Here is a 12,489-nt window from a genome sequence, read left to right as displayed (position 1 = left end):
ATAAAAAATGAAAAAACTGATATTCGGTTTAAGCCTTTTAATGGTAGTATCCTTGTTCTCTTGCAGCGATGATGATGATCCAATATTGCAATCAGATTTGAATTTGGTGTTGAATCCACCTGCAAAACTAAAGGCACCAACATTTAAGAATGGTACGGTAACTGTTACTAATGTTAATTCCGGAGAAGAAATTTCCAAGGATTTATATGGATTCATGCTTCCAACATTGAACCTGGAAGATGGTCTTTACAATTTTACTGTAGAAGCCGAAGTGGATTATTTTACTAGAGATGTTGATGATAAAATAATTTATGCTACCACGGGGATTAGAGGCTTTAGCGAGAATGTTGAAGTTACAGGAGGATCTTTCGATCTTACTATCGACTTATTTGAGTACAGAAAGAATACCAGTTTTGTGATTTCAGAAATCTTCTTCAGTGGAACAAAAACACCAGAAGGAAAACAGTATAATGATGATAAATACTTTGAAATTTATAACAATACGGATAAAATCTTATATGCTGATGGTTTATGTATTGCGGAATCTGAACTAAATACAGCTCAGTCATTGAATGAATATACTCCTGATGTACGAAAAGAATATACACCTGTTAGTTCAGTTTATAGAATTCCCGGATCAGGAAAAGAATATCCTGTTGAACCTGGAAAATCTATTATTGTATGTGACGTAGCCATTGATCACTCTGCTGAGAATGCGAATTCATTTGATTTATCGATTGCAGATTTTGAATGGTTCGATGGTGCTGATGTTGATGTAGACGTACCGGAAGTTCCTAATATGGAGAAAATAGTTTCTACTTCAGCTTCTGTTTGGGGACTTCACAATCGTGGATTTACTTCTTATGTGATCTTTAAGATGGATGATATGGCACCAGAATTTAATACTGATAACGCTTACCACTATCAATATACTTTTGTATGGGGTGACTTTGTAAAAGTTATGGATTTTGATGCTTGGAAAGTTCCAAATAATATAATTATCGATGCAGTAGAATGTTCTACTATTTCTGATTACGAATGGAAAGCTCTCGATCCATCATTAGACCTTACCTGGACTCATGCTGGTGACGGGGATGATGCTCGTTACGGAAAATGTGTGAAGCGTAAGGTAAGTCACAAAGAAGGTAATCGTATTGTTTTATTGGATACCAACAACTCAGAATTCGACTTTATTCCTACTGCTGATCCTACACCAGGTATAATCGAAGAGGAATAATCCAATATTAACCTTAAAGAAGATCCGTTGGACTTGTCTCTGAGGGTCTTCTTTAATTTTATTGTTTACATGCTAACACAAAAGTTAAAATCCATTCTTGGAATTGTCATTCTCTTAAATTTAACAGCATCAGCATTTGCTCAAGATAGAAATGCGAATGCCGTTGATTTTGAAAAGGAATTAATTCAAATACAAAGTGGGATTTGGGATAATCCTGCTATGCTAGGTCATCAATACAATAAATCTTTTACCGATGTTTCTTTGGCTTGGAAACAGAGGAAAGCAAATGGCTTGTACAGAATTGAAACTGGAAACAAAACATCCTCAATTGATTTTGATGCTTATTCGTTTAAAAGACGTGAGAAAAACTTTGTGTTTGGAAGAGCAAGTTACAGCAAAAACAATATGGATAATATTAAATGGAATACAGTAAGCGATTACAGTGAATTGGCTCCATATATCGTGGCGGATACTATTGGTGGAAAAACGTACGGCGAAAATTATTCATTCGAAGGAATATACAGTCTGATTCAAAAGAAAAGTACTTATGCCCTTCAGGCCAAATATAGATCCTCAGAAGATTACAGAAAATTAGATCCACGACCAAAATCTACCGTTTCTGATTTAGAAATAAAATTAGGAGGTACAAGAGAAATCAATTCAAAATATATGATTGGTCTGTATGCAGGATATCATGATTATCAGCAAGATCATGAAGTAGATGCGTTGCGACCTGGTACAGGGATTAAAGTTTTTTATCTGAGAGGATTAGGTATTAGCGATGAGAATTTCTCAACGGTTGTAACCAATAGTGGAGGTGTTGGTAATATTTATGAAAAGAAAGGGTATTCACTGGGTACACAATTGATTCCCATTGGCCAAACAGGATGGTATCAGTCATTCTCATACAAAAAGTCGAAACTGGAATTATTAAAAATAGTTGGGACAGGCTATGATATTGTGAATGATTTAGATGCTAAGGAGTTTCAATTCACTTTAGGAAAGCAGTATCAGTTCACTAATAAAATATTCAAAATAAATTCTTTCGCATCTTATCAAAGTAAAACAGGGTCTGATTACAACTATAATTATAATAGACAACTTTTAAGTGTCATCGAAAAATATTCAGCCAAGTATCTAGATGGAGGTTTTACAAGTATTTTATTGGTAAGGGGTATTAAGCACAGTTCTTTGTATCAAATGGAAATTAAATACTCTTCTGATGAGTCAGAATATAAGATAGCTAATTCTAAAAATCCCAAACAAGAAGTAGAACATGTAACGCTTAGGCTAAATACAGGAAGAAACTTACAGTTTAGTAAATCTAGCTTGAATATAAAACTCGAGGCATTAGCCCAATACTGCATTAATAGTGATTTAACAACTTCATCTTTGGCAAAAGGAAAGGCAAATGAAAGTTTGATTGTTCCAAACTATGAGTATTTAAAAAGTGATTGGCTGAGCTTGGCTTCGAATATTCGATACGATTTCGACACAAAAAATACTTATGGTATTTATACCAAACTAGCTTATCAATACATGATAATAGAAAATTCTAAATCACAATACAGTTTCAATTTTGCAATTGGATTAACACTTTAAACATATATTTTATGCAACAAGCTATTGTTGAATGCAAAAACCTAACTCACTATTACGGCAAACGCTGTATTTATGAGAATTTGAATTTTGAAATCCCGAAAGGACGAATTTTAGGATTATTAGGAAAAAATGGAACAGGTAAAACCACAACAATTAACATTTTAAACGGCTATTTACAACCACGAAGCGGAGAATGCTTAATGTTTGGCGAAAGCTCGGCAAACCTTTCACCAGAAACCAAACAAAAAGTTGGTTTATTAATTGAAGGGCATGTTCAATATTCTTTCATGAACATTTCGGAGATTGAGAAGTTTTATTCTGCCTTTTATCCCAAATGGAGAAAGGATGCTTACTATGAGTTAATGAAACTGCTGAAAATTGATCCCAAACAGAAAATATCCCGAATGTCGTGCGGACAAAGATCGCAGGTAGCCTTGGGGTTAATCCTGGCACAAGATCCAGAGCTTTTAATTCTCGATGATTTTTCGATGGGCTTGGATCCTGGTTACCGCATGTTGTTTGTTGACTATTTAAGTGAATATGCTAAAGCGGAAAATAAAACCGTTTTTGTCACCTCTCATATTATTCAGGACATGGAACGATTGATTGATGATTGTTTGATTATGGATTATGGTCGTATTGTGATGCAAAAGCCAGTTAGTGAACTTCTTGAGTCATTTAAGCGATACAGATTTACATGCGAAAAGCCCGAATTGTTGGATAATAGCAATCACATTTATAATTCAGTAAGCATTAAAGGGAAAACAGAACTTTATTCATTACTGTCGAAAAATGAATTGGAAAAATTACTAAGCGGTAATGTTAAGGTAACCAATTCTATACAGGAAGAAAGTTTGAGTTTAGAAGAGGCATTTATTGGATTAACCGGAAAATATTAAGAGATGATCAAAGCATTATTATTTAAAGAATGGAAAAAAACCAAATGGTTTGCCATAGGTGCATTTATTGCCGGAGTAATTCTTTTGACATATCTGTTTTTAAAACTAGGCAGGTCGTTTCGAATGGTAGGTTTAGAACATCTTTGGGATGTAATTGTAAACAGAGATCAGTTTCTATTCCGAGATTTAAAATTCTTTCCTCCTGCGGTCGGATTTTGTTTGGCTTTAGCACAGTTTGTTCCTGAAATGGTTCAAAAGCGAATCAAGTTAAGTTTACATCTGCCATTGTCCAATCGTAAAATTGTTTTCACAATGTTAGGATTTGGAATGACATTGCTGATGATAATTTTTGCGATGCACTTACTAATACTTCTGACATTCTCTGGAATTTATTTTCCTGTGGAAATAACCGCGAGCATGATATATACTTTACTGCCATGGTATATTGCCGGATTAGCGGCTTATGCAATGATGTCATGGATTTGTTTGGAGCCAAGTTGGAAACGAAGGATCTTCAATACTTTAATCATGTTTGCAAGCCTTCAATTGTTTTATCTGACCGATTTCCCCGGAGCATACAGTTTTGTAGTGTTAAGTGTTGTTATTATTCCATTTTATGTCTTACCGTTTGGCTACTTATCGGTTCAGCGTTTTAAAGTTGGAATACAGGATTAATATGTTCGCTTTTAATAGATATAAAAAGGCATGTAAAATCAAATGATTCAATGTATTCACACAAGTGAGTGAATTAATATTCATGAGAGTAGTATGCTGCAAATTAGAAAATAGAAACGCATGAAAAATAGATATTCAATAAATTATCTAATAATTGTTTTAGGCACCCTGCTATTAGCATGGTTGCTGCCTAAATCTTATCATCTGGTTACCGATACAGCTTCAAAAAATATATTTACTTATTATAGTTCTGTTGACAAAGCTTTCTGCACTATCGATTTTGATGATAAGGAGGAACGTTTGATTCGCAAAAACATGAATACCAATAGAGTGTATTCTGAATCAGAATTCGACAGTATACTGCCAATGTTTTATTCCAGACAATTAATGGCAGACGGAAGAATGCCCAAAAGTATTGATGGTAAAGTAATTAATCTTAATGATGTAAAATTTAAGAAATTCTTCTTTAAAATAACCCCGGCAGATAAAAATAAACCTCACATTCCTCTATACACGTTGTTTGAATCCATGTCGGGACGTGTAAGAATAGAAATGCCAGGAGATGTTTTTCGTTTAAATTCTAAAATTGAATTTATCAATCCCGAAACCAATCGGGTAAATGAAGAAAAAAGTCAATGTTTTAATAAGATTTTTGAGAAAAGGGGTTTTCGATTTCCTGCTAAAATGGCCGCGGGTAATCCTTCAACCAGAAAAGCCTACGATGAAGGCTATTTTATTATCGATAATGACGATCAGATTTTCCACTTAAAAATGGTGAATGCAATGCCTTTTTTAAGGAAAGTTTCTTTGCCTGCAGGTGTAGTTCCTGAGTACATTTTAACCATGGAGCCAGACGACAGAAGCTTTTATGCCTTTGTATTTGATACAAATAAAAGGCTCTACATTATTACAACTGATGCTTACAAGCTACAGGAAATTCCAACATCTGCTTTCGATATCAATAAAGATCAATTGTTAATTATGGCAAATCCTTTGTTCTGGAATATCAATGTAATATCATCGAAAGGGAAAACAGTTTTAGCTCTTAATGCAGATACAAAACAGGTGGTTGATGAAGTAACATTTAAGCAGGATATTTCAGAATCTGCTTATAGTAAATTTATTTTACCATTCGCAGTTGGATTTACAAATGCCAATACCAAATACATCAAACCTATGGTTTATTTTGGATCTTATTGGGTATTACTAACCAATTTACTACTGACATTGGTATTTGTTTTCATTACGAGATATCGGAAACAAAAAATACAATTGTTTTCAGTGGTTTGGATTGCAATTACAGGTATTTATGGTTTTATCGCAAACATTATATTTAATCGTTAAACAATTTAGAAATGAAAAAGTTAATATTTACAGCATTTGTTGTTTTAAGTGTATTGGTTTCTTGTAATCAAAGCAATAAAAAACAAGAAGCTAAACAAGTAGGGAGTAAGGAATTTGCGCCTCAAACTATTGCTCAGGTAATGAAAACGGCCGAGCAAAATGTAGGGAAAGAGGTTTTCTTTACAGGAATGGTACAGCACGTTTGTGCGCATTCAGGACGCAGAGCTATTTTGTTGGATGAAACTGGTAAACTTTCCTTACGAGTGGAAGCAACAGGTAAGATTAATGGTTTTAATAGAGAATTATCGGGAGCTACGATTGCGGTTAAAGGAACGCTTCAAGAGAAACGTTTATATGAAAAGTTTATTAACGATTGGGAAGCAAAAGTAAAGGCTAAAGAAGATGCCGAAGAAGGGGGAGAACATTGTGCCTCAGAAATGACAAATATTAATCAAATGCGCGAATGGATGAAAAAGGCAAATAGAAATTTTTATTCAGTTTATTTTGTAGACGGAACTTCTTATGAAATTGTGGAATAGTAAAAAGTTGAATAAAAGCATAAGGTCTCTTCATAGAGATCTTGGCTATTTATTTATAGGATTAACTTTGATTTATGCGATTTCTGGTATTTTGCTTGTCCTAAAAAAAGGAGAACAAGATCCATCTTATCGCGAAATCGTAATGGAGAAGGATGCCGAAGCCAACCTAAGACCTGATGAGTTAAAAACTTACTGGAGGGAAAGCTTTAGCGATGCTCCAAAATTAACACGTGTCATTCCAGCTGATGAGGTTTACAATATCTACGTTAAAGGTGGATTAGGGGAATATCATCCTTACAATGGTAAAATAAAGCTAACCACATTTAAGAAAGTGCCTGTTTACAAATTTGTGAATGACGTTCATTACAACTCAGGTAAACGATTTTCGTCAATAGCGATTATTTACGCTATTGTATTAGTCTTTTTTGCCATTTCCGGAGCTATTATGGTGAAAGGGAAAAATGGATTTAAGAAAAGAGGTGTTTGGCTAATGATAATTGGTTTTATTATACCTGTTCTTATGTATTTTTGTGCTTAGTTTATACTTAGACAAATTTGTATGTGTTGTTTTTCGTTTAGGTAAATTCAAAAAGTTGGATACAAATTTGGGTCACTTCAAATCTCATTTATAAGATGAATTCTCAAATACTTCCTTGCATAATAGTAGATAAATCCAATTTACTGAGCTTTCCTTATTGAGGATATTCTTTCCTGAAAAAAGAATTGAACCATGGTTCTTGCTCTTTTATAGCTTATTGACCAACAACTGTTAATAACTCAGATTGATTATCATATTTTTTCTTCTTACTATTGTATCGATTTATAGGTTCCGAAAGGAATAATAGGGAATCACGTTTAATTCGTGAGCTGTCCCCGCAGCTGTAAGTCCTTATGTTTTTTGGTTTTTTATGCCACTGTTTTATCTCAGCTAAAATGGGAAGGCAAACCAAAAGAGGACAAGCCAGAAGACCTGCCTGTAATGATTATTCGTAGCTTTCGGGAGAAAGGCAGAGAATGAGGATACACAATTCGGTGTATCTTCCTATTCTATATTTTCCTCAGAAGCTATCATTTTTTTCAAAAAAATTAAAAAATACAAGAATGAAAATGAATGGTAGTGTATCCGAATCTCAAATTCGGAAAAGAAACGGTCAGGTTGTTAAATTCAAGCCTGATAAAATTAAAAGTGCAATCAATAAAGCATTTCAGGCAGTAGGTGAAGAACGCGTTGAACTAATCGAATTTTGTGTCAGTCAGGTCATGAAAGAGATTGATTTTTCGGGAATTCCCAATGTAGAAGAAATTCAGGATTTGGTAGAGAAAACTCTATTCAGATATGATTTGTTTGAAGTTGCGAAGGCATTTATTTTATACCGGAAACAACATGAATTGGCTCGCGATACCAAGGAATTATTTTCCAATTTAAATGTGGTTGACGATTATTTGAATCTTCAGGACTGGAGAATAAAAGAAAGTGCAAATTCTTCTTATTCTCTGCAGGGATTGAATCAACACATTTCGACCATTGTGAGTTCTCAATATTGGCTGAATAAGATTTACCCGCAGGAAATTGGAGATGCTCACCAAAAAGGAGCGTTTCACATTCACGACCTTGGATTTTTAAGTGTGTATTGTGTAGGGTGGGATCTGGAAGATCTTTTACTTACTGGTTTTAAAGGCGCGTCGGGCAAATTGGTTAGCCGGCCGGCCAAACATTTCCGTACCATTCTCGGACAAGTGGTCAATTTCTTTTATACCATGCAGGGAGAAGCCGCCGGAGCTCAGGCATTTTCGAATTTCGATACCTTATTGGCTCCTTTCATAAGGTACGATCAATTGGATGAAAATCAGATTAAACAGGCTCTTCAGGAATTTCTTTATAATATGAATGTTCCTACCCGGGTAGGTTTTCAAACGCCGTTTACCAACGTGACCATGGATTTGAATGTTCCAAAATTTATGAGTGATCAGCCGGTAATTATTGGTGGCAAATTGATGGACGAAGTTTACGGGGATTTTCAGGTTGAGATGGATCTCTTTAATAAAATTTTTGCGCAGGTAATTGAAGAAGGAGATGCCAATGGAAGTGTTTTTTCTTTCCCGATACCAACTTATAATATCACATCCGATTTTGAATGGGATAAACCAGCGTATGAAAACATTTGGAGAATCACCGCTAAATATGGAATTCCGTACTTTTCAAATTTTGTAAATTCTGATTTGTCGCCTGATGATGTGCGAAGTATGTGTTGCCGGCTGCGTTTGGATAAACGTGAACTGGCACGACGTGGAGGCGGTTTGTTTGGTGCGAATCCGTTAACTGGTTCGGTTGGAGTGGTAACTGTAAATTTACCTCGTTTGGGCTACGAAGCCAGTAACGAAGCTGAATTCTTTAAGCGTTTGGAGCATCTGATGAATCTGGCAAAAAATAGTCTGGAGATCAAACGAAAAATGATTGAAAATTTAACAGAAAAAGGCTTGTTCCCTTATTCAAAATTTTATTTGCGTCATCTAAAAAATAAGAATGGTAAATTTTGGCAAAATCATTTTTCAACAATAGGCATTGTTGGAATGAATGAGTGTTGTCTGAATTTTATTGGAAGCGATTTGGTTTCGGAAGAAGGAAATGCTTTTGCGCTTCGGATTTTTGATTTTATGAAGCAAAAACTGGTTGGTTTTCAGGAGGAAACAGGTAACATCTATAATTTGGAAGCAACGCCGGCCGAAGGAACAACTTATCGTTTGGCTCAGCTTGATACCAAAACTTACGGTGATATTATTGTTGCCAATCAGGAGAACTTTCGAAAAGGAGCGGCATCTTACTATACCAACTCTTCGCAGCTTCCGGTTGCATATACCGATGATTTATTCGAAGCTTTAACATTGCAGGACAAGCTGCAGACACAATATACCGGAGGAACTGTATTTCATACCTTTATTGGAGAAAAGCAGCTTTCTGTTGATGCCGTGAAGTTGCTGCTGCAAAAAATAACCAATAATTACCATCTCCCATACATTACCTTATCTCCAACATTTAGTATTTGCCACGAGCATGGATACATTTACGGAGAACATGAATTGTGTCCTAAATGTGCAAATTCCGGTCAACGGACGGAATGTGAAGTGTTCTCAAGAATTGTTGGATATCTGCGTCCTATACATCAATGGAATGATGGCAAAAGACAGGAATTTAAGGAGCGAAAATTGTTTGACAAAAAGGTTCATGTTGAGGTTGAAGAGCTGGTCGTAGGTTAAATTAATTTTCATTAATCTAATTTATTTCAATGCAAATATCTGGATTTATAAAGAACAGCTTAATTGATTATCATGGAAAGATGGCTTCGGTGATTTTCACTCAAGGCTGTAATATGGCATGCAGGTTTTGTCACAATTGGGAGCTGATTTCGAAATATCACCCCATGGGAGATTCAGTTGATGAAACTGAAGTATTGAATTATTTAAGAAAAGCGAAGGGATTCATCGATGCTCTTGTTATTACCGGAGGTGAACCAACTGTTCAGCCAGATTTGGTCGCATTTATACGCAAAGTGAAGGCATTGGGACTATTTGTAAAATTAGATACGAATGGAACCAATCCCAAGCTTTTAAGAATCCTGATGCAGCAGAATCTGATTGATTATGTGGCAATGGATTTGAAGACAGTGCCTGAATTATCTGCATATAAAGGGATTGTTGGCAATCAGTTTACAGAAATTCAGCTGATGAATGTAAAAAAGTCGATTGCTATTCTCAAAGATTCGCCGATTGCTGTTGAGTTTAGAACAACACTAATTCGTGAGTGTCATTCCGAAACCGATATTCGTAAAATGTGCGAAGTACTTAAAGGAGATTACAAATACACTTTACAGTCGTTTTCAGCGGTAAAAGTATTGGATTTATCTTTTGCAAATTATTCAGGCTATACTCATTTGGAGGTAGAGGAGATCATTAAATCCAACAAGGATTTAAATGGTAATATTTGTCAGCTTGATTAATTGATATAAGTTTTTTTAGTTTGTGGTTAAGAGGGTGTCCAAAAAGTATAGTTCCATTGTCATTCTGATCCCGATGAATTCGGGACGAAGAATCTTTCACTCTGAAAAACAGATGTTTCGACTTCGCTCAACATGACAATCCGATACAAAATATTACTTTCCGGACACCCTCTTTAACTAATTGCCAAAACTAGTCTATTTCGATTAAAACCTGATTGGACATTACACTATCTCCGTCTTTAACCAGGATTTTTGATATTGTACCATCTTGCGCGGCCAATATCTGATTCTGCATTTTCATTGCTTCGAGCAACACCAGAGGACTTCCTTTTTCTACTATACATCCTTCAGCTGTTAATACCTCTGTAATTTTGCCCGGCATAGGAGCAAGTAAATTACAATTGAGTTTGATGAGATTATTTTTACGAAGTTTCTCTTTTCTTTGAAAAGTAGCTTCGGTATCAATTGTAAAGTTATAGGTGTTTCCGTTTACTACGACAGTACATTTATTCTGTTTTAATTCAGCGATTTCACCAATGAAATTTTTGTCTTTGTATTGAATGATAAATTCATTGTCTTTTTCTTTTATTGTAAATCTCTCGTTTTTTGACCGGGAAGAAAGTACCTGATAGTTTTGTGTTTTTAAGCTGTACGATTGATCTCCGGAAAGCACAAAGCTCTTGTTTTTTTTAAGTGTAATCATGGCTAAAAAAGTTTATTTCTCATTTTTGCAGCCCACGCAGAATCCTCCTTGTGAGTCAAATTACTTTCGATTTTTTGTTTCTCGTTTAAATAAGCCTGAAGAGCCATTATAGCAGCTGCTTTTTCTTCATCCTGTTCCTGAAAGAAAGGTTTACCGAGCTTTTCCGATATAAACGATGTGTTGTATGATCCATTGATAAAATCAGGATGATTGAGCACCAGTTTAAAAAATGGAATTGTTGTTTTTACACCTTTTATTACCGTGTTTTCAATTACCGCTAACGCATGCTCAATGGCTTCTTGTCTGTTCTCTCCTGTAATGATCAATTTAGTTATCATAGAATCGTAACTGGGAGGAATTAATTTGCCGTTTTCAAAACCTGTATCCACGCGCAGGAAACTGCATTCAGGAAATTCCATTCTATCAATAATTCCCGGATTAGGAGAAAAATCGGCTTGCACATCTTCGGCATTGATACGCAATTCAATTGCCCAGCCTTTTCTTTGAATATCGCCTTGCCGAAGTTCCAGTTTTTCACCAACTGCTGTTTTAATCTGTTGCTCAATTAAGTCGATTCCGGTTATTGCCTCGGTAATTGGATGCTCAACCTGCACTCTGGTATTCATTTCCAGAAAATAGAAACGATTATCTTTGTCTAATAAGAATTCAACCGTACCCAGTGTGTGGTAATTAATTTTCCGACAAAGATAAAGAGCCATTTCTCCCATTTTATTTCTCAAATCATCGGAAACAGCAACAGAGGGAGCTTCCTCCATTAATTTCTGATGTTTGCGCTGAATGGAACATTCACGTTCGAATAAATGAATGGCATTTCCATGCTGGTCGGCCAATACCTGTATTTCGATGTGTTTAGGACTTTCAATATATTTTTCGATTAACAAAGAATCGTCGTTAAAAGCAGATTTGGCTTCGTTTGTAACCAATTTGTACATTAGTTCCAATTCATCAGCCGAACGCACAATGCGCATTCCTTTGCCACCACCTCCGGCAACGGCTTTCATAATCACCGGATAGCCAATTTGTTCCACCCAGGCTTTTGCATCGTAAAAATTAGTAATGTTTGTAGTACTGCCAGCCAAAACGGGGATTCCGCTTTTTTGAGCAATATTGCGGGCCATTCCTTTGTTTCCCATCGTATAAATGGCTTTCTCGCTTGGACCGATAAACAGAACTCCCTCATCTTTGCATCTGCTTGCCAAATAAGGCGATTCGGAAAGAAAACCATAGCCGGGATGAATGGCTTCGATTTGGTGTTCTTTCGCCAGACGAATTAGTTCTTCGGCATTTAAGAAAATGGATCCGTTTGGATTTTCTTCAAGAGTAATAATTTCATCGGCAAAGTCGAGATACAAAGCATTTGCCTCTCTGTTTGTCTGAATACAATACACTAAAATTCCCATTTTTGTGGCCGTTTTTGCAATTCTAATTGCAATTTCACCACGGTTTGCGATTAATATTGATTTGATCATTTCTA

11 protein-coding genes and 1 riboswitch are annotated in these 12,489 nt (G+C 35.5%); of the genes, 9 read left to right on the top strand and 2 right to left on the bottom strand.

The annotated features are described in order from the left end of the window. The first annotated feature begins 7 nt into the window (after window positions 1-7). The 9 genes from BZG01_RS03905 (at window position 8) to BZG01_RS03865 (ending at window position 10,291) form a co-directional block, all read left to right on the top strand. A complete protein-coding gene (locus BZG01_RS03905) occupies window positions 8-1,237 on the top strand; it encodes a DUF4876 domain-containing protein (protein ID WP_101308526.1) in 1,230 nt (409 codons plus the stop codon). A gap of 69 nt (window positions 1,238-1,306) precedes the next feature. Beyond that, a complete protein-coding gene (locus BZG01_RS03900) occupies window positions 1,307-2,839 on the top strand; it encodes a DUF6850 family outer membrane beta-barrel protein (RefSeq protein WP_101308525.1) in 1,533 nt (510 codons plus the stop codon). A gap of 11 nt (window positions 2,840-2,850) precedes the next feature. Continuing rightward, window positions 2,851-3,738: an ABC transporter ATP-binding protein gene (locus BZG01_RS03895; protein ID WP_101308524.1), complete on the top strand. Its 888-nt coding sequence runs from the start codon at window positions 2,851-2,853 to the stop codon at window positions 3,736-3,738. Window positions 3,739-3,741: 3 nt separating this feature from the next. Beyond that, entirely contained in the window at window positions 3,742-4,413 is a 672-nt protein-coding gene (locus BZG01_RS03890; RefSeq protein WP_101308523.1) for a hypothetical protein, read from the top strand. Between the two features lie 120 nt (window positions 4,414-4,533). After that, window positions 4,534-5,757, top strand: a complete 1,224-nt coding sequence (locus tag BZG01_RS03885; RefSeq protein WP_101308522.1) for a DUF4857 domain-containing protein — start codon at window positions 4,534-4,536, stop codon at window positions 5,755-5,757. Window positions 5,758-5,768: 11 nt separating this feature from the next. Beyond that, complete coding sequence (locus tag BZG01_RS03880) at window positions 5,769-6,296, top strand: hypothetical protein (RefSeq protein WP_101308521.1); 528 nt, start codon at window positions 5,769-5,771, stop codon at window positions 6,294-6,296. Then, window positions 6,280-6,834 carry a PepSY-associated TM helix domain-containing protein gene (locus tag BZG01_RS03875; protein WP_101308520.1) on the top strand — a complete coding sequence of 185 codons (555 nt, stop codon included), beginning with the start codon at window positions 6,280-6,282 and terminating at the stop codon, window positions 6,832-6,834. Before BZG01_RS03880 ends, BZG01_RS03875 begins: the two co-directional genes overlap by 17 nt. 269 nt (window positions 6,835-7,103) lie before the next feature. Continuing rightward, a riboswitch (cobalamin riboswitch) is annotated at window positions 7,104-7,288 on the top strand. Window positions 7,289-7,397: 109 nt separating this feature from the next. Continuing rightward, entirely contained in the window at window positions 7,398-9,551 is a 2,154-nt protein-coding gene (locus BZG01_RS03870) for a ribonucleoside triphosphate reductase (RefSeq protein ID WP_218973000.1), read from the top strand. A gap of 29 nt (window positions 9,552-9,580) precedes the next feature. After that, a complete protein-coding gene (locus BZG01_RS03865) occupies window positions 9,581-10,291 on the top strand; it encodes an anaerobic ribonucleoside-triphosphate reductase activating protein (RefSeq protein ID WP_101308519.1) in 711 nt (236 codons plus the stop codon). Window positions 10,292-10,481: 190 nt separating this feature from the next. Here BZG01_RS03865 and BZG01_RS03860 read toward each other — a convergent pair whose 3' ends face one another. Continuing rightward, window positions 10,482-10,994 (bottom strand): acyl-CoA carboxylase biotin carboxyl carrier protein subunit, encoded by a 513-nt coding sequence (locus BZG01_RS03860; protein ID WP_101308518.1) that lies wholly within the window; start codon window positions 10,992-10,994, stop codon window positions 10,482-10,484. A gap of 2 nt (window positions 10,995-10,996) precedes the next feature. Continuing rightward, window positions 10,997-12,484 carry an acetyl-CoA carboxylase biotin carboxylase subunit gene (locus BZG01_RS03855; RefSeq protein ID WP_245870253.1) on the bottom strand — a complete coding sequence of 496 codons (1,488 nt, stop codon included), beginning with the start codon at window positions 12,482-12,484 and terminating at the stop codon, window positions 10,997-10,999. Between the last annotated feature and the right edge of the window lie 5 nt (window positions 12,485-12,489).

This window comes from Labilibaculum manganireducens (assembly GCF_002843385.1).
GTDB lineage: Bacteria > Bacteroidota > Bacteroidia > Bacteroidales > Marinifilaceae > Labilibaculum > Labilibaculum manganireducens.
Note: the sequence above shows the minus strand (reverse complement) of the source record. Positions and strands in the feature narration are given on the sequence as shown.